The 24,994-nt window shown below is 48.6% G+C and carries 20 protein-coding genes and 1 pseudogene; 10 read left to right on the top strand and 11 right to left on the bottom strand.

From position 1 onward, the window contains the following. Positions 1–45 precede the first annotated feature (45 nt). On the top strand, positions 46–405 hold the full coding sequence (gene rplT / locus RQP52_RS22590; protein WP_127455519.1) for a 50S ribosomal protein L20: 360 nt from the start codon (positions 46–48) through the stop codon (positions 403–405). A gap of 55 nt (positions 406–460) precedes the next feature. Here the strand turns inward: rplT and RQP52_RS22595 are convergent, their stop codons facing one another. Genes RQP52_RS22595 through RQP52_RS22605 form a run of 3 tightly spaced genes read right to left on the bottom strand, consistent with a single transcriptional unit; the run spans position 461 to position 4,382 of the window. Beyond that, positions 461–1,582: a GerAB/ArcD/ProY family transporter gene (locus RQP52_RS22595; protein WP_315953937.1), complete on the bottom strand. Its 1,122-nt coding sequence runs from the start codon at positions 1,580–1,582 to the stop codon at positions 461–463. 31 nt (positions 1,583–1,613) lie between these two features. Continuing rightward, positions 1,614–2,837, bottom strand: a complete 1,224-nt coding sequence (locus RQP52_RS22600) for a Ger(x)C family spore germination protein (protein WP_315953938.1) — start codon at positions 2,835–2,837, stop codon at positions 1,614–1,616. Between the two features lie 24 nt (positions 2,838–2,861). Then, positions 2,862–4,382 (bottom strand): spore germination protein, encoded by a 1,521-nt coding sequence (locus tag RQP52_RS22605; protein ID WP_315953939.1) that lies wholly within the window; start codon positions 4,380–4,382, stop codon positions 2,862–2,864. Between the two features lie 517 nt (positions 4,383–4,899). On the opposite strand from RQP52_RS22605, the gene ilvB reads away from it, so the two are divergent. The 6 genes from ilvB to RQP52_RS22635 all read left to right on the top strand — a co-directional run bounded on the left by ilvB (position 4,900) and on the right by RQP52_RS22635 (position 12,138). Beyond that, positions 4,900–6,645 carry a biosynthetic-type acetolactate synthase large subunit gene (gene ilvB, locus RQP52_RS22610; protein WP_315953940.1) on the top strand — a complete coding sequence of 582 codons (1,746 nt, stop codon included), beginning with the start codon at positions 4,900–4,902 and terminating at the stop codon, positions 6,643–6,645. Beyond that, positions 6,645–7,136, top strand: a complete 492-nt coding sequence (gene ilvN / locus RQP52_RS22615) for an acetolactate synthase small subunit (RefSeq protein ID WP_127455556.1) — start codon at positions 6,645–6,647, stop codon at positions 7,134–7,136. Before ilvB ends, ilvN begins: the two co-directional genes overlap by 1 nt. Positions 7,137–7,303: 167 nt before the next feature. Then, entirely contained in the window at positions 7,304–8,296 is a 993-nt protein-coding gene (gene ilvC / locus RQP52_RS22620; protein ID WP_127455524.1) for a ketol-acid reductoisomerase, read from the top strand. Positions 8,297–8,626: 330 nt separating this feature from the next. Then, positions 8,627–10,174, top strand: coding sequence for a 2-isopropylmalate synthase (locus RQP52_RS22625; RefSeq protein WP_315953941.1), 1,548 nt, complete (start codon positions 8,627–8,629; stop codon positions 10,172–10,174). Positions 10,175–10,266: 92 nt separating this feature from the next. Further along, entirely contained in the window at positions 10,267–11,463 is a 1,197-nt protein-coding gene (locus RQP52_RS22630; RefSeq protein WP_315953942.1) for an aminotransferase-like domain-containing protein, read from the top strand. A 219-nt stretch (positions 11,464–11,682) separates the two neighbouring features. Beyond that, the gene (locus RQP52_RS22635) at positions 11,683–12,138 is read left to right on the top strand and encodes a DUF2269 family protein (RefSeq protein WP_315954024.1); all 456 of its coding nucleotides are present in this window, start codon (positions 11,683–11,685) and stop codon (positions 12,136–12,138) included. Positions 12,139–12,232: 94 nt separating this feature from the next. Here RQP52_RS22635 and RQP52_RS22640 read toward each other — a convergent pair whose 3' ends face one another. Together RQP52_RS22640 and RQP52_RS22645 are read right to left on the bottom strand one after the other, a co-directional pair. Next, on the bottom strand, positions 12,233–13,090 hold the full coding sequence (locus tag RQP52_RS22640) for an SDR family oxidoreductase (RefSeq protein ID WP_315953943.1): 858 nt from the start codon (positions 13,088–13,090) through the stop codon (positions 12,233–12,235). 101 nt (positions 13,091–13,191) lie between these two features. Further along, the gene (locus RQP52_RS22645) at positions 13,192–13,611 is read right to left on the bottom strand and encodes an Rrf2 family transcriptional regulator (RefSeq protein ID WP_379173350.1); all 420 of its coding nucleotides are present in this window, start codon (positions 13,609–13,611) and stop codon (positions 13,192–13,194) included. Between the two features lie 220 nt (positions 13,612–13,831). Here RQP52_RS22645 and leuB point away from each other — a divergent pair, with 220 nt between their 5' ends. The 3 genes from leuB (at position 13,832) to RQP52_RS22660 (ending at position 16,148) form a co-directional block, all read left to right on the top strand. Next, a complete protein-coding gene (gene leuB, locus RQP52_RS22650; protein WP_315953945.1) occupies positions 13,832–14,911 on the top strand; it encodes a 3-isopropylmalate dehydrogenase in 1,080 nt (359 codons plus the stop codon). Positions 14,912–15,133: 222 nt separating this feature from the next. Beyond that, positions 15,134–15,682 (top strand): peroxiredoxin, encoded by a 549-nt coding sequence (locus RQP52_RS22655; RefSeq protein ID WP_127455530.1) that lies wholly within the window; start codon positions 15,134–15,136, stop codon positions 15,680–15,682. Positions 15,683–15,764: 82 nt separating this feature from the next. Then, positions 15,765–16,148 carry a glycine cleavage system protein H gene (locus RQP52_RS22660; protein WP_315953946.1) on the top strand — a complete coding sequence of 128 codons (384 nt, stop codon included), beginning with the start codon at positions 15,765–15,767 and terminating at the stop codon, positions 16,146–16,148. A gap of 392 nt (positions 16,149–16,540) precedes the next feature. Here RQP52_RS22660 and RQP52_RS22665 read toward each other — a convergent pair whose 3' ends face one another. From RQP52_RS22665 to RQP52_RS22685, 6 genes and pseudogenes are all read right to left on the bottom strand, one after another. Then, positions 16,541–18,505, bottom strand: a complete 1,965-nt coding sequence (locus RQP52_RS22665) for a glycoside hydrolase family 15 protein (RefSeq protein WP_315954025.1) — start codon at positions 18,503–18,505, stop codon at positions 16,541–16,543. 159 nt (positions 18,506–18,664) lie between these two features. Beyond that, positions 18,665–20,749 carry a 1,4-alpha-glucan branching protein domain-containing protein gene (locus RQP52_RS22670; protein ID WP_379173354.1) on the bottom strand — a complete coding sequence of 695 codons (2,085 nt, stop codon included), beginning with the start codon at positions 20,747–20,749 and terminating at the stop codon, positions 18,665–18,667. Between the two features lie 177 nt (positions 20,750–20,926). Then, positions 20,927–21,628 (bottom strand): annotated as a pseudogene (locus RQP52_RS36515) (1,4-alpha-glucan branching protein domain-containing protein); the annotation flags it as partial. Further along, positions 21,583–22,143, bottom strand: coding sequence for a DUF4912 domain-containing protein (locus RQP52_RS22675; protein WP_315953948.1), 561 nt, complete (start codon positions 22,141–22,143; stop codon positions 21,583–21,585). The gene RQP52_RS22675 and the pseudogene RQP52_RS36515, both read right to left, overlap by 46 nt. Before the next feature lie 121 nt (positions 22,144–22,264). Then, positions 22,265–22,477: a hypothetical protein gene (locus RQP52_RS22680; RefSeq protein WP_246069161.1), complete on the bottom strand. Its 213-nt coding sequence runs from the start codon at positions 22,475–22,477 to the stop codon at positions 22,265–22,267. Positions 22,478–22,550: 73 nt separating this feature from the next. Further along, entirely contained in the window at positions 22,551–24,959 is a 2,409-nt protein-coding gene (locus RQP52_RS22685) for a sugar phosphate nucleotidyltransferase (protein WP_315953949.1), read from the bottom strand. Positions 24,960–24,994 lie beyond the last annotated feature (35 nt).

The following is a 24,994-nucleotide window of genomic DNA, read 5'->3' on the forward strand; positions in this document are numbered from 1 at the left end:
TTTAGCATTCGAACATTATTTATACATCCCAGGAGGTAGTTAACAATGGCAAGAGTCAAGGGCGGATTTATTCGCGCTCATCGTCGTAAGAAAATTTTGAAATTGGCAAAAGGTTATTTCGGTTCCAAACACCGTTTATTTAAAACAGCTAAAGAGCAAGTAATGAAATCTTTAGTGTATGCTTACCGTGACCGTCGCCAAACGAAACGTAATTTCCGCAGACTGTGGATCACTCGTATCAATGCAGGCGCTCGTCAAAACGGCTTGAGCTACAGCAAATTGATGCACGGCCTGAAATTGGCTGGTATCGACATCAACCGCAAAATCTTGGCTGATTTGGCTGTAAACGATGCTAAAGCGTTCAACGATTTGGCAACAGCTGCAAAAGCAAAAGTAAACGCGTAAGCTTGGCTTCGCGTACAGGAAGCTTGTCCCCGCAAGGGGGCAAGCTTTTTTTATTTTAACACGCATTCTCGCGGGGGGCTGGGGTGTCCTCTGAAGGTGGATTTTTCTTGAGCTTGCGGAATAAAATGGCGATGAACATGGCGAGAGGGAGCAGAATTTGAAAGATGGGGAACAGCTTAACGCTCACGGCTAGACCTAACCAGATGTGATAGGTGTAGTTAGGCTCTAGAAAGGAAGAGGCGAATATGACAGAGCCGACTATGCAGATAGAAACCTTGGCTCTGCAGCCTGTGAGCTGGGAAACCCCATAAGAGGCCGCCCAGAAAAACGCTGTGAGTTTCACGAATAAGCCGAGAAAAAGCAGCAGGGTCACGAAGACGTCCAGCCGTTCAAAAATATCGCCAACCTGAATTAACTGCACGGTCTGCAAAAAGGGCAAGGTGCTGTTGCCAATCAAGGAAGGGCCAAGCACCAACACATTTATCATATTCATCCCAACGAGGAATACCGCTACTCCAAGATAGGTGAAAATGCTGATGCGTTTCACTTTATTGCTGTCTGCCATGAGGTGCCAAAACATCAGAAATACGACCATTTGGCCAAAAGGGAAAGAGACCAGATCGGGAAAAGCTGCCGTTAGGATTGGCTTGAAGCCCTTTTCCATAATGGGTTGTATACGCTCAAGCTTGACTAATTTGGAACCAAAAATGAGGAGACAAAGGATGCTATAGCTAAAAACTATCGGCAATATTAAACTTTCGGCAACGCGGCAAAAGGTTTCAATGCCCATAATTATCGTATAGGCGGCCAGCAGGATGACGAGCAGCATGACGACAAATTTGGGTGTTCGCGTGAGCAGGGTGACGCTTGTGATTTCGCCGAAGTCGCGCACGTTTCTCATGGATTCATAAGCAAAATAAATAAGAAAGCAGCTGCTTAGCATGCCGCCTGCTATTTTGCCGAAGCACATCCGCATTAAGAAGATGAGAGACTGATCCGGCGCGATGCTTTGGATATAGAGGAACATTCGCAGCAGGATTAAGCCAATGATTGCCGCGACGATCATAGCAACCCATGAATCCTGTTTCGCTTTACTGCCAATGGCAAATAAAGGCGTGCTGCCGATTTGGAAAAGAATAATCATAACGGCAATTTGGTAGTTGCTGATTCGTTCCATGCGGTTAGACTCCTTCTTCTTCCGAGTGCCATTAGCGATTGTCGATCTCAATAAGCTGCTTAACGGACTTGCTGTTCATGCCGATGTTCTCAATGTCGATTTGGAAAGATGACTCCATCTGGATTTGGGCAAAATATTCTTCCCAGTCTGGCTTTAACTTCTCCCACGCTTTCGGATCCTTTCGATGGATAAGACCTGCAAATCCAAGAACATCTGCTTTCATGCTTTGGGCTTTACGTAAGGAAGTCGACATAAGCTCCGAGATTGTTTCTCCGATGAGCTTCTCCATCTCACGACTGCCTTCTGGCTTTGAGGCATCAATCACACACCCATTTTCAAGCAGTTGTCCGCTAGCTTTTACCGCAGCTTGGATGATCCACTTGCCTTGGATATTCACGGGGGTCAGTTTGGTTGAAGCCTTGGTAATACGTATGGCGGAGCGAGATTTCTCACTTTTCTCCGAGCACCCGAAAAATAAGGTGGACTGATTGATCTCTCCTTTAAGCCAGCTGAGTCCGTAACCTTCATGTCCAGTCATCCAGCCGACGAGCTTATCTTTTTGAAAAACGCCAATGCGCCCCATTTTGAGCTTGGTATCGAAATTGGTGCTCTTTAAATTTTCAATCGAGGTCGATTCGATACCCTTGCCTGAGATAAACACTTCAGGGATGGTGGAGTAGCCGGAATCGCTAGCCATCCTCATCGCGAGCTGATAAAGCATGACTTGTTTAAGGTTGCCATCGGTTTTGTCCTCGTTAAGCACCATGTTTCTTAACGCTGCGCCTGGAATTTTTTCAAGCGGTAAAATTTGCTCCAGGATTTTTCGTCCTTCGTCTCTGCTCACGAGCAAGCTTACGGTTTCCCTGGAATTCGCGCTTCTTAAATAAACGTCGATGATGGGAGAAATGCCTTTCCGAGCTGCACTTTCGCCAATGACGACGACTCGGTTATGAGCGAAGAACATCGTACGAGGCATCTCTAAACTGGCTCTTTGAACGGCAGATTGGATGGAATCTCCGTTCGTTGAGAACACCAGTACAGGAGCCTGCTGAATCGCCATTCCACCTGTGCTGGAAATGGACTGAGGGATGACGACTTGATAAGAGACCTTCCAGTGATCATTCTCCCAATCGACGGCGGTTGCTGCGGTGATGGCGATCTTATTTAGTTCAGTCCGGTCCCAACAGCTCGTGCATAAGCAGCAAATAACGAAAGAGATCAGGCTTGTCAACACCACTCGGCGCTTGGTTCGCATGCATCCAGTCTCCTCCGTGCGCAGTTATTTTTTCTTTGGATTTTTTGCTGTTGGACGCTGTCTATAAACGTTCTTGGTCAGTACCAACGGCCTCGTGATTAACTTCCACCATGGAAGACGAATGAAGATATCTTTCACATTGGACGGAATAAACGGAGAAATTGGTGCCATATAAGGAAGTCCGAACGATTTAATTGAACACATGTGAATAAGAATGAACATACAGCCGAATAAAATCCCAAACAATCCGAGTAGACCGGCAAGCAGCATAAGCATGAAGCGGATCAGCCTTGCTGCTACAGCCAAGTTAATCGCGGGCGTGACAAAATTGGAGATGGCTGTAAATGACACGACGATCACCATCGCTGCAGACACGAGACCGGCTTGTACGGCAGCTTGCCCGAGGACAAGCGCGCCTACAATGGAGATGGCGGGCCCGACAACGCGGGGCATCCTCACCCCTGCTTCCCGCAGCACCTCGAATGTGATCTCCATCAGGAACGCTTCTACAAGCGCGGGGAAAGGCACGCCTTCCCTTTGCGCAGCGAGGCTGATGAGCAGTGTTGTGGGCAGCATCTCCTGATGGAACGTGGTAATCGCGATATAGAGAGACGGGAGCAGCATGGAGACGAAAAAAGATGCGTAGCGGATCAGACGCACGAAGGATGCGATATCATATCGTTGGTAGTAGTCCTCACTGGATTGCAGGAACTTAAAGAACGATACGGGAGCCATTAAAGCGAAAGGAGTTCCATCGACCATAATGATGATTTGTCCTTCAAGCAAACCGGCTGCTGCAGTGTCAGGTCTTTCTGTGTTTAACATGGTGGGAAAAGGCGTATAACCCTTATCCTCGATAAATTCCTCGATATACGCGCTCTCCAGAATGCTGTCCGTATCAATAAGCTTAAGCCGTCTGCGTGCTTCATTCAGCACTTTTTCATTGGAGACGCCATCGAGATAGGCCAAGATGATCTCAGTCCGGGTGTAACGGCCAATCTTCATGCTCTCAAAGCGAAGATCAGCCGACTTGATTTTTCTGCGGAGCAGAGTCAAGTTTGTTCGAATATCCTCCGTGAAGCTTTCCTTCGGTCCCCGAATCACGGTTTGCGATTGGGGTTCTTCGATCGCTCGTTTCTCCCAGCCGTTCGTGCAGGCGAAAAAGGCTTCGTCGAATCCATCAATCAAAATAACCGTGCTGCCCTCTAAAATGGCATTCAGCAGCTCACTATCATATTTGGCTTCATAGATCTCGCCAACGGAAATGGTTTGCTGCAGGATTTCGTGAACTCCGCAATATTGCTCGCTTGTCTGCTCAGTTGCTTGAACATTTAATAAGGGCTCTATAAGGTGCTTATGGATAGATTCTGATTGGACAAGCCCATCTATGTAGAGTAAAGCAACGGAGAGGTGATCCTGAGTAACCTGCACATCGAGCAGGCGAGTAATGAAGTCTGGAGAATCGCCAAGCGCTTCTCTCAGTCTCGAGATGTTCGTATGCAAATCGGTTGCTAAAGGGAGAGCGGGTTGCAGAGAAGATGTCATCAGCGAAGCCCTCATTTCCTGAATTGGTAGTATATTCCCTCACTTTCGTTTGTTTTATTCGATATGCTATTGACTAATGCTCCGGGGATGCATATAATAATCTCTAATATCATCTTAACGGATGGTGTTCACGAATAAATCGGCTATGAAGAGGAAGAAGTCATAAGGGCACTTATGCGCAGAGAGCGTTGGACCTGCTGAAACCATCGCCTTAATCCCTTACGTACGAAGTCACCTCGGAGCTGTTTTCCTGAAGACTTACGGCATTGTCTGTAAGCACTAGGGAGAATCGGAAAAGCACACGTTATCGTGCTGAGGGTATTGTTCTATGCGAACATACCTGCTAAGGCTGTATGCTGTGAGGCATGTAGCAAATTTGGGTGGTACCACGGAAGCTTAAACCCCTTTCGTCCCGTTTAACACGTTACGTGCGTGTACGGGATGAACAGGGGTTTTTCTTATTGTCTAAGAAAGCTCGAAGTATAACATGGACTTATTTTTTGAGAGGAGGATCACAATGAATGTTCAAACTGAACCAAAGAGGTCGAAAGAAGAACTGATTGACAAGCTGATGAAGCCGGACCTGATCACAGGATCTGAGATTTTGCTAAGAAGCTTATTGCTGGAGGGTGTGGACTGCGTCTTTGGATATCCGGGCGGCGCTGTTCTGTACATCTACGATGCGATGCATGGCTTTTCCGATTTTAACCACCTACTGACAAGACATGAGCAAGGAGCCATTCACGCTGCCGATGGATATGCACGTTCCACAGGCAAGGTTGGCGTATGTATCGCTACATCAGGACCGGGGGCTACGAATCTCGTCACTGGGATAGCTACCGCCTATATGGATTCTGTTCCACTCGTTGTTATTACAGGGAACGTTGCAACGAACTTTATCGGTACGGATGCTTTCCAAGAGGCAGATATTACGGGGATTACGATGCCGATTACGAAACACAGCTACTTGGTTCGTGATGTAGAAGATCTGCCGCGCATCATTCATGAAGCGTTCCATATTGCGAACTCAGGTCGTAAAGGTCCGGTTCTCATTGACATACCAAAGGATGTCTCCGCTCATAAAACGATATTTAAGCCGGTAACAGAAGTAAATATCCGCGGCTACAACCCGACTGTTCAGCCTAACAAGCTGCAAGTTGACAAATTACTTAAAGCGATCGAAGAAGCTGAACGTCCAGTGATCATCGCAGGTGGCGGCGTTGTTTACTCAGACGCTTCCAAAGAGCTGATCGAGTTCGTGAATGCTACGCAAATTCCGGTAGCGACTACGCTTCTTGGACTCAGCGGTTTCCCAAGTGCCCACGAGCTATGGCTTGGAATGCCGGGGATGCACGGAACGTACACGGCGAACACAGCCATTCAGAATGCGGACCTCCTGATTTCCATCGGTTCGAGATTCGATGACCGTGTGACAATGAACTTGGACGGTTTTGCACCGAAGGTGAAAACAATCGCACATATCGATGTGGATCCTGCGGAAATCGGCAAGAACGTGAAAACGGATATCCCGTGTGTTGGCGATGTGAAAGCAGTTCTTGCTTTAGCGAATCTTAAAGCGAAGCCTGCGAAAAGCGAAGCTTGGATTGCTGAAGTTCAAGCGAACAAAGAGAAATTCCCGCTCAAATACGGTGATACGGAAACAGAATTGAAACCACAATACGTGGTTGAAATGATCAGCGAAACGACAAACGGTGAAGCGATTGTTACAACTGACGTTGGTCAGCACCAGATGTGGGCTGCTCAGTTCTACAAATTCAAAAACCCTCGCTCCTTGGTAACGTCCGGTGGACTTGGTACGATGGGCTTTGGATTCCCATCCGCGATTGGTGCTCAAATGGGGAACCCGGATAAACTGGTTGTATCCATCAATGGCGACGGCGGCGTTCAAATGTGCGCGCAAGAGCTTGCGATCTGTGCAATTAACAATATTCCGGTGAAAATTGTTATTTTGAATAACCAAGTACTTGGCATGGTTCGTCAATGGCAGGAAATCATTTATGACAACCGCTACAGTCATATTGATTTGGCCGGCAGCCCTGATTTTGTGAAGCTTGCTGAAGCTTACGGCGTGAAAGGCCTGCGTGCCACGACGAAGGCAGAAGCAAGAAAAGCTTGGCAGGAAGCGCTTGATACACCTGGACCGGTCTTGATTGATTTCGTCGTACCAAAAGGAGAGAACGTGTTCCCGATGGTTAAAGCGGGCGATACAATTAGCGACATGTTAATGGGGGATTCGGAATGATGACGACAACTAAACATACAGTTTCCGTACTCGTAAACAATCAGCCTGGTGTTCTGCAGCGAGTATCCGGTTTGTTCGGACGCAGAGGCTTTAATATCGAAAGTATTACTGTAGGGGAGTCCGAAGAACTCGGACTTTCCCGGATGGTTATTGTAACAACAGGGGATGACAGCACTTTGGAGCAAATTTCCAAGCAGCTGTACAAGCTGATTGATGTCATTAAAGTCATCGACCTCAGCTCCAACCCGATGGTCGCTAGAGAATTAGCACTTATTAAAGTAAATGCTGAACCTATCATGCGTCCTGAAATACTCGGAATTGTCGAAACATTCCGTGCCGCGGTTGTCGATATTGGTCCATCTTCAATTATCGTGCAAGTTGTCGGAGATTCAGATAAAATAGATGCTATGGTAGAATTGCTTCGTCCATACGGTATCCGTGAGCTCTCCCGTACGGGAGCGACGGCGATGATTCGGGGTTCAGTTAAATAAAGAATAGTCAACAATGTGAAAAAGTAGGGAAAGCCTCCTTGAGTGGGGCTTTGAGCGATAGACTCTTTAGCGCTTTAAAAGGCTAGTTGTTCAGGGTTAATCGTTGAAACACCCACTCAAGGGGTAGACATTACGGATTCATCATATCAAAGGAGGATTTATACGAAATGGCAGTTACTACTTACTATGAAAAAGATGCAGACTTAGCGGTACTTAAAGGCAAAACGATTGCAGTTGTTGGTTATGGTTCCCAAGGGCACGCACAAGCGCAAAACTTGCGTGACAGTGGTTTGAATGTAATTATTGGTCTTCGTGAAGGCCGTTCTTGGAACGCAGCAAAAAATGACGGTTTCGAAGTTGTATCCGTTGAAGAAGCAGCAGCACGCGCTGATGTCATTCAAATCTTGATGCCGGATGAAACACAAGCTCGCGTATACCGTGAGTCCATTCAACCGAACATGAAAAAAGGCGCAGCTTTGATGTTCTCCCACGGCTTCAACATCCATTTTGGTCAAATCGTAGCTCCTGAAGGTACAGATGTATTCTTGGTTGCTCCTAAATCCCCAGGTCACATGGTACGTCGTACTTATGTTGAAGGCTTCGGCGTTCCTGGTCTGATCGCGATCGAGAAAGACGCTACAGGCAATGCAAAAGCAATCGGACTTGCTTATGCGAAAGGTATTGGCTGTACTCGCGCAGGAGTTATCGAAACTTCCTTCCGTGAAGAAACAGAAACGGATCTGTTCGGTGAGCAAGCTGTTCTTTGTGGCGGTGCATCTGAACTGGTTAAAGCAGGTTTCGAAACATTGGTTGAAGCTGGTTATGCACCTGAGATGGCTTACTTCGAGTGCTTGCACGAGTTGAAATTGATCGTTGACATGATGTATGAAGGCGGAATCTCCTCCATGCGCAGCTCCATCTCCAACACAGCGGAGTATGGTGACTACGTAACAGGACCTCGCATCATCACAGCTGAAACGAAAAAAGAGATGAAAGCTGTTCTTGCTGACATCCAACAAGGTAAATTCGCTCGCGACTTTATCTTGGAGAACCAATCCAACTTCGCGTTCATGAACGCAACTCGCCGCAACGAAGCTCAACACCCAATCGAAGTTACGGGTGCTCAATTGCGCGAAATGATGCACTGGATCAAAAAGTAATGTAATGCCTTATTGAATCATATAGTTATTCATCCCACAGGGAGTGATTGCGGAGAATTTCCCAGTCACTCCCTGTGAATACTATGTAGACGAGTAAAAATTAATCTGTAAATTTTTAGAACCTTCCCTGAAATGCCAAGTGGAGGGCTCAGTGTTTGTCGGAGAAGCGTAGCGTTCGTATTTGAAAACGTGTCCCGACTTTTTGTTTTATTCAAATCAGGGGACACGGTTTCAAGGAACGATCGGAGACAAATACGGAAGAACGGAACGGTCAGCAGTTAGGGTAAGGTTGTAACTCATTTACAAAGAATCTTTTAGGAGGTGACCATGGTGCGCAAAATCTACATCTTTGATACAACGCTCAGAGACGGAGAACAATCGCCAGGCGTGAACCTGAACACACAGGAGAAGGTCGAAATCGCGCTTCAACTAGAGAAGCTGGGTGTCGATCGGATGGAGGCCGGCTTCCCGGCTGCATCACTTGGTGACTTGGCAGGCGTTAATGCCGTAGCGAGAGCGATTAAGAACGCCTCTGTAATCGGTCTGTCCCGCTCGAAGGAGACGGATATCGAGGCTGTCCGTGAAGCGCTGCAGGGCGCTCAAGACCCATGCATTCATTTGTTCCTGGCGACGTCCCCGATCCATCGGAAGCATAAGCTGAAGATGGAAAAGCACCAAGTGCTGGAGACAGCGGAAGCTGCGATTAAATATGCGAAGAAGTATTTCAGCAAAATCGAGTTTTCACTCGAGGATGCCGGACGTACGGAGCTTGATTTCATCGCAGAAGTAACAGCAATGGCGATCCGCGCCGGCGCTTCGGTCGTGAATATTCCCGATACAGTCGGTTATATGACACCGTACGACTATGGGAATATTTTCAAAATGCTGAAGGACACAGTCCCAGGCATTGAGAAAATCCAACTGAGCGCGCACTGCCATGACGATCTTGGCATGGCGACGGCTAACGCGCTAGCGGCGGTTCTGAATGGTGCCGATCAAATTGAAGGCACCATCAACGGCATTGGCGAGCGAGCAGGGAACACCTCGATCGAGGAAGTTGTGCTGGCGCTGGAAACACGCCAGGACTTCTACCAAGCGAAAACTTCGCTTGTGTTGAACGAGATCTACCGTACCAGCCGTTTGGTCAGCAAGCTGACCGGCATGGTGGTGCCAGGCAATAAAGCGATCGTCGGCGCTAACGCGTTCGCTCATGAGTCCGGCATCCATCAGGATGGGATGCTCAAAGAGAAAACGACCTACGAGATTATTTCCCCGGAGACCATTGGGGTCAAGGAAAGTAAGCTCGTGATGGGTAAACACTCCGGCCGCCATGCGTTCCGTGAGAAGCTGATCGACCTCGGCTACGACCTCGCAGACGAGCAAGTGAACGTGGCGTTCGGTAAGTTCAAGGATTTGGCCGACCGCAAGAAGCAGGTGGAAGACGAAGATATTCGTGCGCTGATCGAAGAGAAACTGATCGAAACGCCGGAAATTTTCGCTCTTGGCACGCTTCAAGTGGCCTACGGCAATCAAATGACACCGACAGCGACGGTGCACGTTCGTTTCCAAGACGGCGGCGAAGTGACGGAAAGCGCTGTGGGTAATGGTTCTGTTGATGCGATTTACAACGCCATTGACAAAGCGACAAAGGAAGAAGTCGAGCTGGATGACTACTCCATCAAGTCGGTCTCTCACGGGAAAGATGCGCTCGGGGAAGTGCATGTCGTTCTGAAACAGAACGATGTGTCCGTTCAAGGACGCGGTATCTCGACAGATATTCTGGAAGCAAGCGCCAAGGCTTACCTGGACGCTGTGAACAGACTTATTGATAAACGCAAAACCCCAACAAGCAATAGAAGCAACGTTACGTTGATTTAATAACCCTAAGTCCACGGGACTACTAGATAAGCACCTCACCTCCAAGCTAGAGGAGGGGTGCTTTCTACAAATGCGAAAGGAAGCGTCCATTTATGAAATATCGATTTTCTAAATCGCTAGAAGGTTTCTCATCCTCGGCGGTAAGAGAAATTCTGAAGCTGACACAAGGCAGCTCGATTATTTCTTTTGCCGGCGGATTGCCAGCGGAAGAGTTTTTCCCATTGGACGCGGTGAGCGATGCGTTTAAACGAGTTGTTGGCGGCGGGAAGTCAGCACTGCAGTATGGATTAACCGAAGGGTACAAGCCGCTGCGCGAATCCTTATGCAAACGTATGGGTGCCAAAAACATGCAAGTCACGCCAGACGAGATGCTGCTAACGACAGGTTCTCAGCAAGCGATTGATTTGTTGACGCGCGTATACATTGATGAAGGCGATGTCATCTTGGTCGAAAGACCGACTTACTTGGCGGCGATTCAAGTTTTTCAAGCTAAAGGAGCGAAGATTTACTCCGTAGATAGTGATAACGACGGTATGATTCTTGAGGATTTGGCTGCCAAGGTTGCTGAGCATAATCCGAAGCTGGTTTATGTCATTCCGACATTTTCGAATCCCGCAGGCCGTGCGTGGAGCTTAGAGCGCCGTCAAGGATTGCTGAACATTTGCCGTGAAGCAGATGTCCTGATTCTTGAGGATGACCCTTATGGTGAAATTCAATTCGATGAGAATGAAACGTATCCATCCATTTTCTCGCTTGGCGGTAAAGCCGAAGGCGGTAATGTGGTGTACACGAGCACCTTCTCCAAAACGGTAGCACCTGCTTTCCGGACAGGCTGGGTGATGGGGGATGAGACGCTTATTCGTCAAATCGCTCGTTTCAAACAGTCGGCGGATTTGCACTCCAGTACGATTGATCAGCAAACCCTGTATCATCTGCTTGAGCATTTCGATCTTGACGCGCACATCTCTTTGATTCGTGAGCAATATTTGGACCGGATGAAATTCATGTCGGGTCTTTTGAAAGAGTTGAATTGGCCGGGTCTGAAGTGGGAAGAACCAAAGGGCGGCATGTTCATCTGGGTGGAACTTCCACCAGGTATTCGCGCAGAAGATCTGCTGAAAATTGCGGTAAAAGAAGGCGTAGCTTTTGTTCCGGGGTCCACATTCTATGCGGAGAACCCACAGTACAACACGATGCGCCTGAACTATACACACACAGATCGTGAGAACACGATTCTTGGTATGCAAAAACTGGCGAAAGCCATGGAATCTTACCTACAAAGCGTATAAAAAGAAGGGACTATCCCGAGAGTAGATGCTTCTACTGTTGAGATAGTCCTTTTGTTATTGGCATGCGACATGGCTGCGAATCTAAATTTGATGAAAACTTAATCATTTAACTGGATCGGGAAACCAGATCTAACAAATTAAACATGGATGGTACAATTCCTTCGATTGTATGATGAAGCAGTTCGTTGTCTTTATATTACATGCGAAAGGGTGTTCAGAATGAAGCTTCTGGTTCTGATCCATGTGCTTTCAGCCATCATCGGGGTTGGCCCGACGTATTTCGCTCATGTGCTTCTTAGGAAAAATCAATCGCTGGATGAACTTCGCTCGTCTTTACGTGTAGGAGCACGGCTTGAGATTTTTCCGAAAATAGGAGGATCACTTGCTGTATTGACAGGATTACTGCTGATTTGGCTGGGCGATTACGGCTCCTTCATGCAAATTTGGCTGTTCGGATCGCTGGTTGCTTACGTGTTGATTCAAATTATTGCTATTGGTTTCGCTACACCCTATCAGAAAAAGCTCGGAGGTTGGGTACTCGATCCAGCCAATCAAAAGGCTTCGAACTTGCCAGCCGAGCAGCTCATGCAATGGATAAAGGCACGCAAATATTTCTATGGTGCATCGGCTATTGGTCTTATTTTGTTCATTTTTATGATTGTAAAGCCTAGTTAGTGAAAGGTAAAAATAAACGTGAATTTGTATAAAACAGAGCGGTAGTAAGGACGTAAAAAACTCCTAGACTACCGCTCTGTTTTCCAATTGTAAATTACGACTTAACGATCTGAGCCAGCGCTTCACGGATTGGCGTTGCCGGGCGGCCGAGCAGCTTCTCGAAATCATCGCTTTCGATCTCAAGCGTACCTTCCCGAATACCTTGTTGAATACTTACAAGGATAGGGACAACGAAGTCGGGAACCCCTACGCCTTTCAAAATATCCGCATAAGTGGCATCATCGACTTGCTGCACAGAAACTTCCTTGCCTAGCACTTCACCAAGTGCAGATGCGAGCTCATCTTGCGTGTGTAATTGACCTGAAAGCTCATAGGTTTTATTCTCGTGTCCGTTCCCGACTAACACAGCCGCTGCCGCCTCCGCGTATTCTTGCTGCAGTGCCCAACCCACCTTGCCAGAACCGGCAGAGGTCACCCAAGGAGCTCCAGCCATCACGCCTTGAATACTCGACAGTTCATTCTCCAAGTACCAGTTGTTGCGCAGGAAGGTATAAGGAATGCTGGTTTTGACGATAGCTTCTTCTGTTGTACGGTGCACCGGGGCCAGGAAATTGGTGCTGCCACTTGCATTAGCTATGCTGGTATAGGCAATAAATGTAACGCCAGCATGCTCTGCAGCAGCTACAGCATTGTTGTGCTGGCGAATTCTTGTTTCTGTATCTCCATCCGCCGAGATGATTAATAAGCGATCGATCCCTGTAAAAGCAGTCTGCAAGGTTTCTGGACGATCAAAATCCCCCAGGCGAACATCTACGCCGCGAGCACGCAATCCTTCGGCTTTCTCCGGATTACGGACACTCACAGCCAGTTGACTTGCCGGTACTGTTTTCAACAAAACGTCTACTACTCTCGATCCCAATTTTCCTGTTGCGCCTGTGACTAAAATTTTCATGTTCTTATCCTCCTAAAATTATGTGTTGTAATCATCTTCGTTATAACAATAATTGTTACAACTTATATATAAAATAAAAGCTCTCTATATGGAGCTCTTACTTATTTGAACTTCTCGGTAAGTTGACTCAAAGTTGTCTGTGACAGCCTGTGTTCCATAGCGGATTGAGCCTCGCTGAGCTCCGACTGAAGAACGGATTCAATGTTCCTCCCGACAGGGCACCCCTCATTCGGATCTTCATGAAATCGGAATAACTGGTTATCTTCAATGACGTGTACAGCCCGGTAAATATCCAGAAGCGTAATGTCTTCCGGTGTTTTGAGCAGAGAAGCGCCCCCAACCCCTGGACGTACTTCCACTAATCCTGCCTTTTTCAACAAACCCATAATTCTTCGGATAATCACAGGATTGGTATTCACACTTCCCGCAATGTAATCACCTGTACAGTCCTCACTCGAACTGACTGCAATCAGGGAAAGTGTATGTACAGCGATTGAAAAACGAGTACTGATTTGTTTCAAAATCATTCACCACCATTGTAACCATTATAGTTACTACTCGGAAATGTGTCAATATCCTTGTATTTAAAAGGAGCTAGATTGCTGTTATAGGAGGAACCTATTAAAGCAATAGCTTTTATATCTAATGAAAAGGGTTATCTTATGTTACAATGAGAGCATCATATAGTCGATAGAGATGCTTACCAAGCAGCTTTACTAATTTAAGGAGTGAATGACAGTCATGGCAGATGTGAAAAAAATTGCTGTAATCGCTGGAGACGGCATTGGTCCAGAAGTCGTTGCAGAAGCGGAAAAAGTATTGAAGCGTACCGAAGAGCTTTTCGGTTACCAATTTGAAACAGAGCATGCTTTGTTCGGTGGAATTGCCATTGATCAAACAGGTACACCACTTCCGGAAGAAACATTGAAAGTTTGTCAATCCGCAGATGCTGTTCTTCTAGGTGCTGTAGGTGGACCGAAATGGGATAACAACCCGAAAGAAACGCGTCCGGAAACAGGTCTTCTGGGTATTCGTAAAGCGCTTGGTTTGTTCTCTAACATTCGCCCGGCTTTCATCTTTGACTGCTTGAAAGAAGCTTCCACATTGAAACCGGAAGTACTTGAAGGAACGGATCTGATCGTTGTTCGTGAATTGACAGGCGGTATCTACTTCGGTGAGAAATTCCGTCGTGAAACAGCGAACGGTCAAGAAGCTGTAGATACTTGCGCATATAACGTTTCTGAAATCGAGCGTATTGCTCGTCAAGCGTTTGACATTGCCCGCACACGCCGCAAAAAACTTGCTTCCGTTGACAAAGCAAACGTTCTGGAAACTTCCCGCCTATGGCGCGAAACGGTTAACCGTATTGCGGTTGACTATCCGGATGTTGAGCTTGAGCACGTGCTTGTAGACAACTGTGCAATGCAACTGCTGCGTCGTCCATCTTCCTTCGACGTCATCGTGACAGAGAACATGTTCGGTGACATCCTGAGCGACGAAGCTGCAATGCTGACAGGCTCCATCGGGATGCTGGCATCCGCATCGCTTGGCGAAGGCAGCTTTGGCTTGTATGAGCCGGTACACGGTTCTGCGCCTGATATCGCAGGCCAAGGTGTCTCCAACCCAATCGCAACGATTCTATCCGTTGCTTTGATGTTCCGCCTGACTTTCGGTTACCACGATGCAGCGGATTCCATCGAACGCGCTGTGAAAGAAGTGCTTGATGCAGGCAACCGTACAGGCGACATCGCTGTCGATAAGAGCAAAGCAATCGGAACATTGGCTATGGGCCAACTGATTGTAGACGCTATGCGTAAATAAGAATAAGAGCTTGCCCGCTAAGCATCTGTGCTGCAGCGAGCAAGCTCTTTTTTTAGTGATACGTGGGATTAGGATGGAAAAGGAAGCGCAATTAAACGTGTTCAAGGACCTTTCATATTTTAAAGTAATTATTATGTTGTATGTGGTCTAATTATTGACTTTCATCTATTCGGATGATACCATTTTATACGAAGAAGATAGATTTGAGGAGGAATTATACACATGGCAGAGCGTTTAGTTGGTAAACAAGCTCCAGATTTCACAATGGAGACAGCTACAGGTGACGGTACAGGGTTTGGCAAAGTATCTTTGTCCGACTACAAAGGCAAATGGTTAGTATTGTTCTTCTACCCATTGGACTTCACATTCGTATGTCCGACAGAAATTACAGCGCTTAGCTATGCTGCTGCTCAATTCAAAGAATTGGACACTGAAATTCTTGGCGTTTCCATCGACAGCATCCACACGCACAAAGCATGGATCAATACACCTGTTAACGACAATGGTCTTGGCAAATTGGAATTCCCACTTGCTGCTGACATCACGAAATCCGTAGCACGTGACTACGGCGTTCTAATCGAAGAAGAAGGTATCGCACTTCGTGGTCTTTTCATCATCGATCCAGAAGGCGAATTGAAATACGAAGTTGTTAACCACAACGATGTAGGCCGCAGCGTAGAAGAAACACTTCGCGTGCTTCAAGCGCTACAATCCGGCGGATTGTGCCCAATGAACTGGAAACCAGGCGACAAAAACCTTGTCGTAAAATAAGCTTTTTTTTACATAGACAAGCTCCTCTTAGCTGGCATGCGAATGCGGCGGGGGGAGCTTTTCTTCATGAAGGAGAATGAACGTGACTGTACCTACGCATCTGCAATATACAAGAGATCATTATTGGATACGCATAGAAGGGAATGAGGCTGTCGTCGGCCTGACGGAAATCAGCTTGCTTGCCTGGGGGATGGTTCTATTCATCGAGCTTCCGGAACGCGGAGCGGTGCTTGGGCAAGGTGATTATGCAGGCTCCTTGGAGACTGCTGAAAGTGAGCATGATTTGTTAGCGCCGTTATCCGGCGAGGTCATTGCTGTTAACATGCTGCTGGAGCGGGCTGTGATGATGCTGATTGAGTCGCCTTATGATAAAGGGTGGCTGTTCAGAGTAGCATGCAGCGAGCCTTCGGAGCTGGAGCAGCTGTGGGATGCGCAGACGTATGCGTTGAGTTATTCGTTTGAGTGAGGGTACAGCCGAAAGCCGTAGGACTACTTTACAGGGTCTTGCGGCTTTTTTATTGGTGTAGCCGGATTGAAGCCTGTTTCATTGGACGTCTTCCAATGAAACGGCGATTTCAATGGCTACAAAGGTCATCTCGTTGGATGAATTCCAGTGAAAGGACTGAATTTGGCCCTTTTTCGGCGCAAAAAAGTCAGCTTTATTGGATTTTGTCCAACGAGAATGAGATATTACCCGCCAGTTTAGCCAATTTATTGGTTTTCATCCAATGAACCCGGTGCATCATTTTACACGCTATGTCCAAAGCAAAGGTTTGAATCGAAGTTAATGGAATCAGCAAAAAAACAGCCGGGTTAGCACTTATTCAAAAAAAGTGTTAACCCGGCGGACCAGTTGCATTATTGTTTGGAGAGCTGCTTGTATTTGTTTAAGTACTTCACAACGGCAAGCACATAAGTCGCATGCGACCAGGTAAGAGGGGCGACGGAGACCGGATCGCCTGAGAAAGGATCCAACTGCTCAGAGAGGACGCCGCTTTCCATAGCGTGCTTGACGACCCATTCTAACGTCTGGCGAGGCGCTTCGAGATCAGCGAGTGTTTTGGCGTATTCGATTTCCCACTCTGCGATCCAAAGCGTACAGATGATCCAAGGGTTTCCGGGTACATTTTCGATATCGGTGGAACGTTGGAAGTAATAATCATGATGATAGCGGGCAATGCCACCGACGCCTGTTTTAATTCTAAGACCTTCTTTATTCGCTTTCATGGTACCGACAACACGCTCATCGTCAGCAGGCAGGACGCCGAATTCAAATATACCGTAAACCGAGCTTTCGAGCGTCATATCTTTGACCCATTCGCCGTCCTCCATGTACAAACCGCGAACGAATCGGCCTTCATTCTCATCCCATAGATGCTTGAGAATACCGGCTTTAATTTTCTCCGCTGTATGCTTATAGCGGTTGCTGCGCTCTTCGTCCCCGAAGAGGTTGCTGAAATTGGAAGCTGCGATAAGTCCGCCATACACCGCTGAAGCGGTAAAGGTATAGATTCCGTAACGCTCTTCCCATAGATCATAACTAGGCTTCGGCAAGTTCAATTCCTGATCGATATAAGTGGACATGAATCTGGCCGCTCTGCGAATTAAATTGCGATAGAGAGATTGGGCGAATTCAAGGCTTCCATTTTTCTGGAAATCGGCCCAGAGAGCGAAGAGCACAAGCGCTGTTTCATCTTCTTGAATAGGGAGCTGGACACGTCCGGAATGAATATAAGGATGCCAACTGGAGCCTACGGTGCCGTCCGGATTATATTTATGATGCAGGTAACCTTCAGGAGACAGCACATTCGCACAGAAGTTGAAGAAAGGAATAATCATCCCTTGGTAGCCGGCCATGGACATGGAATAAGCGATCAGGGCGCCGTCCCGAGGCCACATGTAGCTGTAATGATCGCGGTTGCTCTGCATGATATCCGAATCGTTCGCGGCGATAATCGCGCCGTTCACATCGGTTTGCGTCCTGACAAGGAGCAAGCTTTGTTTGAAGAGGCGCTGTACATCGGGATTCAAATCTCCGTAATCTCTCTCGATCTTATTCGCCCAGCGCTGCCAATAAACCGTTACGCGATCGAGCAGCTTGCCGGGGTGGCTGTCTTTGACGTAGGCGTCAAGCTTCTTGACTTCCTCAAGCGTTTTGCCGGCGCCCATCCAGTAGTAGAGCGTTTGGTCGGCATTTGGCGGCACAAAAAGTCGAAAGGAGATCGTACTATCGACAGATCCTTGGGCAATGGCGTTGCCCATGAGATGCCCGTCTTCCGCATCGCGCCATGTGCCTTCCGCGTTATAAAATCTTTTGACACCTGTAGAGTATTGATAAATGCCTTCTGTTCCGGTGCTGCCATTGAACATGAAATATCTGTCTTTTTTATAGTGGAATACCGTATTCGTCAAAGGATAGAAGGCAGCGGTATCGCCGACCTCAGTTTCATTAATGAGCAAGTCCTGATTGAAGAACATTCTCACTTCGCGAACGGTATGATTGTGATTCGTAATTTGGATGCGTTTAATATAAATATCCTCTCGCTGATGAACGCCGTCATTCATGAGTAAAGTGATGCCAAGACCAGGATGCGTAGCTCTTACTTCAGTAACAAGAGAATCTTCCACATAACCAAGCTGGAACTGCCACTCGGGGGAATTCAGCCAGGCAAAGTCACCATCCACCCAAATACCGACACGGCACTGATAACCGCCAATATGATTAAGCTGGCCTACGAAAGGATAGTACAGATCTCGCATATAGGAATGCTGATCGAGATTAATAAGAAATTTTCCGTTTCCGATGACCAGATGTCTAGGCAATACAATCACTTCCCCACTCTTTTGTTTGATCAAAATCGAACATCGTTAGCACAAGGCCTGCCAATAGGTTACCTAATAATTACCAAGGAATCAATGTTTCTTTGAAAAAATTCTGAAAATTTCGACCGAATACGCTTTCATTTGGCATAGATGTCCATATTATTTGATTATTTCCTTTTGATGCGGGATTATACCCGATGACCGCTCGTGAGCGATTAATTTCGTGTACAAAGTAGCCGTTATGGCACCGATCTGCTCCCATCCAAAGTTGTCATGGATTTTGGCCAAAGCCTGAGCAGCAAGTTCAGAAGCAGCAGCGGGATTTTGTAAAAGCTGAACAATTTGCAAAGCAAGCAGGTTAGCATCACCTGCAGGAACTTTATATCCGTTAATTCCATGGTCTACGATATCGGACAGACCTCCTGTATCCGAAACGATAAGCGGTGTACCGCTGGCCATCGCTTCCAAGGCCACAAGGCCGAACGGCTCGTAGAGGCTGGGAAATACACAAAGCTCGGCATGATGTAATAGCAAGCTTTTGTCCCATTCATCCAAGAAACCCGTGAAATTGACACTGTCGCCGAGCGGGGCAGCCGAGAGTTGGAGCGCTTCAAGTTCTGGTCCTGTACCGGCAATCACCAACTGAACCCTAGGATACTCCTTGTGAACGTGCAGCATGGCGTTAATCAAGAGGTGCACGCCTTTCTCATAAACAAGCCTGCCGAGGAAAGCGATAATGGGACGAGCAGCCTCTCCATCCATAACCGAGAGTACGCGAGAAAGCTCCAGGTTAACCGCTGAATCATGAGCGCCGGGTACCCGAAATGGCATAACGCCATTAGGGATATGGGTCATTTTATGAAAAGGAGTATGAAAAAGGTGCATAACTTCTTGCAGCATATAGGGGCTGCAGACCACCAGGTGATCGGCTTCGTGCGCTAATTTATTTTCTAGGGCATGAATGCGCTTTTGCGCTGGCGTATCCAACTTGCCCAGATTGCGTCCCGACTCCGTCGCGTGAATCGTGGCTAGAAGAGGGATGTGCAGGATCATCTTGCACTCTTTCGCGGCATAGTAGACGAGCCAATCATGAGCATGGATGATATCGAATTGTTGTCCTTGAGCGAATAGGCGCTGGACGGTATCCGAGAATGCCAGGTTCATCTGAAACACCCAATCCAGGAAATGAAGGGGTTCAGCAGAAGAAAATACGTCTACACGGTGAATATGCACACCGTCGAGCAGCTCGTAGGACAAGCATTCGGGAGACAGGCATGTGACGACATGGATCTCCAAACCGCTTGCAGCAAGCTGTACAGATAGGTCACGAACGGCTCTGGCGAGACCTCCGATGACTCGTGGCGGATATTCCCAGGCAAGCATCAGAACGCGTAGAGGTTTTGGAGCTTCCGGCTGTGAAGGCGCAAGGAATGAACGCTCGGCGGCATCAGGGAAAAAGCTGATCGATGAAGCAGGCTGAAAAAGACGGTAATGCGCCTCGGGCATAAAAGGCGTTTGCCGCTCCAGGGTCAGCACAAGCTCGGAAAGTGCTTTGTCTGTCATTTCAGCTTTATTCTCGTCGTCAACAGCATCTAACAATATATGGAAAGAAGCGAGATGCGTCTCGATTCGTTTCACGGCGTAGCTGGTTACCGTTTCAGCATCCAGGATGAAGGTCCAGTCGCTGCTTTGCGCGAGCATCAACTCGCGCGCGGCTTGATTCAGCGCACGAACCTGCAGGCCGCTGAGCAGCTCCGGCTTCCGGTGCTTATGCGCCGCAAGCACCAAGCGATCCTCCGCCGCATGCAGCAGCGGATGCACCCACTGGCTGCGCGGCTGCAGCCAGACCTCGGCGAAGCCGCCACGGCCCCAGCTGGACTCCGGCAGCGTGGTGGCCGTGGTCGGCGCATAGGCGGCTGCATAGCCGCCTAATGTCGCCGTCTCGCAGCGCGCAGCGACAAAGCCGCGCAGCACGGCCTCCAGCCACTGGTGGCCTTCATGCCACCAGTGGCCGAACAGCTCGGCATCGTATGGACATACGATGACCGGCGGGTGCGGCTGCTGATCCGCGCAGCCGCGAAGCTGCGCCACCCGGCTGGCGACGAAATGCTCAGCATGCTGCTGAGCTTTCTGCGCGGCCAACGCCGGGTGGTAGGGCGCTTTGGCGTCACCCTTACCGGTGACGCGGTGGTACTTGAAGCCCGTATGAATGCGTGCGCCGTCCGGCAGCACATAGGGCTTCAAGTACTCCCATTCGGCCCCGCCGCTGTGGCCGAGGTCAAAGCCGATATCGCGGTAATATTCGCGATAGTCGGGGTCGCTCGGGTAACCGCTTTCGGCGCTCCATACTTGAGCGCCGGCTTCGAGGTCCCGAGCGTAGGCGCAGGCGCCGTTTGGCGTGCGCAGGGGATAGCTTGTGGGTGCCCCGGCAAAGGCATGGGCATCCACCACGAAATAGCGCAGCCCCAGTGCCTGCAAGTGAGGCTCCACGGCAGGCGTATAGCCGCACTCCGGCAGCCAGATGCCTGCCGGAGCGGATCCGAAATGCCGCCTGAATTCCTGGACGGCGGCTTCAAGCTGCGCGCGCAGAGCGGCGTCGTTCTTGACCAGGGGCAAGAAGGCATGTGTCGCGGCGCACGTTATTAACTCTAAGCAGCCTGAGCTTCTCAGGCTGCGGAATTTTCCGATCAGATCGCCCCTCAGGCGATCGTACAAAGCAAGCAGCCGATGATAGTGATCGGCGTAGAGCCTGGCTGTTGGGCCGAAGTCGGCATGACCCCACAGGCGAATCACTTCGCGCTGGGACAGCTCGCAGAGGGAGGCCAGATGCTTGCGAAGCCGTTTCTGCAAGCCGGTATCTTCCAGCATAGCAAGCAGCGGCGGAGATAGGGATAAAGTCAGCGCGAAGGGCACGCCGTCCTCAAGCAGCCGATCCATCATTTCAATGAGAGGCAGATAGCTGTCCACAACCGCTTCGAAAAACCAACGTTCTTCTAACGTAATTTCCGCTTTATGATGACGCACGTAAGGGATATGGGCATGCAGTAGCAGAGCAACATAACCGTGTACGTTTGTGCTCAATCGAGATCGCCTCCGAATTCCGAATCTGCTGGGTGTGTGCACTTGGGTAAGTACACGGAGTAGGCCGAGAAATACTCATGAGCTATAGAAGCCTTAAGCTGAATGGAAACGGCAGCAGGCCTGTAAGTAACTTGGTTTTCCGTTGTTAAAACGTTTGAAGGAAATTCTTGATTCGTATGTATATGGGGAGTCTGAATCGTATTAGAACGCAGAAGCGGGAGAAATTGTCCCTGCTCATTCTTAATGCCGAGTTCTGCGAAGTAAAACCGGCCGGGTAGGAAACCGTTCAGGAAGCAGCATTCTCCTTGTGGAAGGGGGAGTTCAGAAATTGTATCTGGCCGGTGAGTGCTGACGGCTTGTTCGACAGTTGTTTCATAAAAACGCAGAGTGGGCTGAAGCAGGAGCCAGTCCGCTCCGAAGTGATCCTGCACCATCCTTTTTTTTCGCGAAGAAAGCTGCCAATAAGCAAAAAGATTAGCCGATGACTGCACCAGCAAGTAGAGTGTATCCCTGTCATTTGAATGAGCAGAGAAAGCTTGAGTAGGAATCAGACTCACCTTTTCTTAGGTCGTAATGGGAAATAAATGGGATAGACCATTCGGACAACATTGTAGCATACGCACCTAGGAAACGAAAAATCTCCTCCTTTCAAGAAGGGGGAGATCTCCTGTATGTGCTTTACTTGATTGGAGGTTGACCTTCCATGTATCGGGTCTCCGTAAGCCTCATTAAAGAGTCATATCGATTGACAGAACTCAGAATCAATAGATAATCATCCTGATTAATATTCGTATAAGATGCCTTGAAACCGGTATGATATTGAACCGTCATACTGGAAGATTGATCGTCATACTGCACAAAAGCGATCTGCCTGGAAACACTTGGAATCATATTCACGCCGCTCTCCCCTTCATCTTAAGACTTCGGATCACCCGCTAATGGATATATCTGTCATATAGTATGCTTATTGCAGCACATTTAGAATGTGGTCTCGGTAGGAATGGACAAGCTCTTCGGCAAGAGCCGGATTCTGAGACTGGGCGACAAGCCTAAAAACAGGGTCTTCACTATCGGGCAGCAGCAAAATCCAACCATTTTCGTGATAAAATTTGATCCCGTCCACTAAATCAACAGGCGTGTCCTTGGCCTTGTTCATCATACTCCGCATCACTTCTCCCTTGGCGTCCCATGGGCAATCGATTTGCTCGCGGTGCAGATAGAAACTCGGAATCAGAGATAGAAGCTCTGACAGCGGTAAACCGGTTCTGCCTAGATGAAGAACGACAAGTCCAATGGCAAAAAGCGAGTCAAACAAAGGATGCATCCGCGTCTGCTCCGTAGCTTCTAGAATGGAGCGTTCCCATTCCTTGGTGCGAATGATTGTAGCGCCTAGTCCCTCGGCCATGCTCTCCAGGAGCTCAGGCGCGCTGACGGGAGCGCCGATGGTTGCTCCTGGCCGACTGTGCAGGTAGCACAGGTATAGGAAAACGGTCTGCAAATCCGTATCGACAAGCTCTCCCTTCTCCGTCACAAGCTGCAAGGTGCGGCCGTCGTCCAACATGCGCAAACCCAAATTGGCCCCGGCTAGCGATGTGAACAGGGGGAGTGGTTCCTGGTTATTTGCCGCGGTCACATGAATCGCTTCCAGTCCCAATTTCTCGAAAAACGGCACCAGATAAGGCTGCAGCCAAGGGCTGGCTTCAATGACGATCCTCATAGTCGATAGGGGCAATTTTTCTCCTTCATCTGCGATTTCTTCAGATAACGTACGGACATAGGTCTGAAACCAATGTGTTTCATCTTTATAGCTGCCGAGGTGTTCCATCGATGCCCGTCCGTAATCCTCTTGCCAAAAGCTGTTTTCCACTTTGCGCTCGGCGGATCTTGTAATAGGGAGCCCTTCGGCATCCATGCAAGCCAACAGGCACCGTTCGTTCTCCTTGCCTGACCAATCGAGGTGGATACCTCCTGCGGCGCCCAAGTGACGAATGGCAAACGAAGCTGCCGGAGCCAGGCAATCTCCCAAATCAATGACATCCGTGCCGACGGATTGTAAGCTTGCCGTCAAAGCACGCTTAAGCAAACGAGTGAATGTATGCGGGGCGCAGCTTACTGTGAGTGTTTTACCGGCAGCAAGAGTTGCACCATAGGCCGTTCCGAACTTGGCGGTCATCTCGGGTGTTAGTTCGAGATTGGGAAGGCCGCTGACTCCGCGGGTTTTGAAAAGCGTTTTGGCAGCATGCTCCCCCCATATATGAGAAGTATGAAGGCGGGATTTATCGCGAATTTGTTTATGGGGCCATATTTTCACATAAGGCTCGATTCGGCTCTTTTCCCCGATGATGACATGATTGCCAACGACCGACCCTTCGCCGAGATACGAGGCCTCTTTGCAAACAATGCGGCTGGTTAGCGTCGAACCGTCTAATTCGTTATGGGGGGCGATGTGGTTATGGTCCCAAAGTACGCTGCGCGTGAGCTTGCTGCCCTTGGAAAGCCGATTATTTTCCCCGACGATGCAGTATTCTCCGAGTTCTACCCCGTCCTCAATCTTACTCCCTTTGCCGATAAAAGCGGGTCCAACGACGCGGGCTGTGTCACTGGTCTCTACATCGTCTGCGATGTATACGCGAGGCCGGATTTGGGTGCCGTGGATATGGAGCTGTACTTTGCCATCGAGCATATCGAATTGGGTTTGCCGATACTGCTGCAAGTTGCCGATGTCCATCCAATATCCGCTGCTGACATAGCCATAGAGCCCTCTATTTTCTTGAAGTAATGCCGGGAAAAGCTGCTGGCTAAAATCAAATTCCTGGCCCGGCGGCACGCGCTCCAACAGCTCCGGCTCCATGATATAGATGCCGGTATTCACCGTGTCGCTGAACACTTCCCCCCAGCTTGGTTTCTCCAAGAAGCGGGTAATCAGGCCGTTCTGATCGGTCATGACCACACCGTATTCCAGCGGATGAGGGACACGGGTCAGCAGTAACGTAGCTTTGGCTTGCTTTTCTTTGTGAAAAGCGAGCGCCTGCTCCAAATCGAAATCGGTTAAGGCATCACCGCTAATGACGACGAAGGTATCGTTTAGAAACTCATGCGCCTGCTTTACGCTTCCGGCTGTACCCAGTGGACTCATTTCTTCAAAATAGTGGAGATTAACGTCAAACGCTTCTCCATCGCCAAAATAGTCGCGAATCACTTCAGGTTTATACTGCATTGTGACGGCAATGTCCTGGATGCCGTGTTTGTGCAGCAGCTCAATAATATAGGCCATGCACGGTCTTCCCAGGAGAGGCACCATGGGTTTGGGAAGATGGCAGGTAAGGGGGCGAAGCCGTGTGCCTTTGCCTCCAGCCATAATAACAGCCTTCATAGTGGGTCCTCCTTAGAGTTTTCTTTAGAAAACTT

The organism is Paenibacillus violae, assembly GCF_032461945.1.
In the GTDB taxonomy this organism is placed as follows: domain Bacteria; phylum Bacillota; class Bacilli; order Paenibacillales; family NBRC-103111; genus Paenibacillus_E; species Paenibacillus_E violae.

Bases quoted from the DNA above. Each gene is read 5' to 3' on its own strand.
- rplT (WP_127455519.1), top strand. From the start codon at position 46: ATGGCAAGAGTCAAGGGCGGATTTATTCGCGCTCATCGTCGTAAGAAA.
- RQP52_RS22595 (WP_315953937.1), bottom strand. From the start codon at position 1,582: ATGGAACGAATCAGCAACTACCAAATTGCCGTTATGATTATTCTTTTC.
- RQP52_RS22600 (WP_315953938.1), bottom strand. From the start codon at position 2,837: ATGCGAACCAAGCGCCGAGTGGTGTTGACAAGCCTGATCTCTTTCGTT.
- RQP52_RS22605 (WP_315953939.1), bottom strand. From the start codon at position 4,382: ATGACATCTTCTCTGCAACCCGCTCTCCCTTTAGCAACCGATTTGCAT.
- ilvB (WP_315953940.1), top strand. From the start codon at position 4,900: ATGAATGTTCAAACTGAACCAAAGAGGTCGAAAGAAGAACTGATTGAC.
- ilvN (WP_127455556.1), top strand. From the start codon at position 6,645: ATGACGACAACTAAACATACAGTTTCCGTACTCGTAAACAATCAGCCT.
- ilvC (WP_127455524.1), top strand. From the start codon at position 7,304: ATGGCAGTTACTACTTACTATGAAAAAGATGCAGACTTAGCGGTACTT.
- RQP52_RS22630 (WP_315953942.1), top strand. From the start codon at position 10,267: ATGAAATATCGATTTTCTAAATCGCTAGAAGGTTTCTCATCCTCGGCG.
- RQP52_RS22635 (WP_315954024.1), top strand. From the start codon at position 11,683: ATGAAGCTTCTGGTTCTGATCCATGTGCTTTCAGCCATCATCGGGGTT.
- RQP52_RS22640 (WP_315953943.1), bottom strand. From the start codon at position 13,090: ATGAAAATTTTAGTCACAGGCGCAACAGGAAAATTGGGATCGAGAGTA.
- leuB (WP_315953945.1), top strand. From the start codon at position 13,832: ATGGCAGATGTGAAAAAAATTGCTGTAATCGCTGGAGACGGCATTGGT.
- RQP52_RS22655 (WP_127455530.1), top strand. From the start codon at position 15,134: ATGGCAGAGCGTTTAGTTGGTAAACAAGCTCCAGATTTCACAATGGAG.
- RQP52_RS22680 (WP_246069161.1), bottom strand. From the start codon at position 22,477: ATGATTCCAAGTGTTTCCAGGCAGATCGCTTTTGTGCAGTATGACGAT.
- RQP52_RS22685 (WP_315953949.1), bottom strand. From the start codon at position 24,959: ATGAAGGCTGTTATTATGGCTGGAGGCAAAGGCACACGGCTTCGCCCC.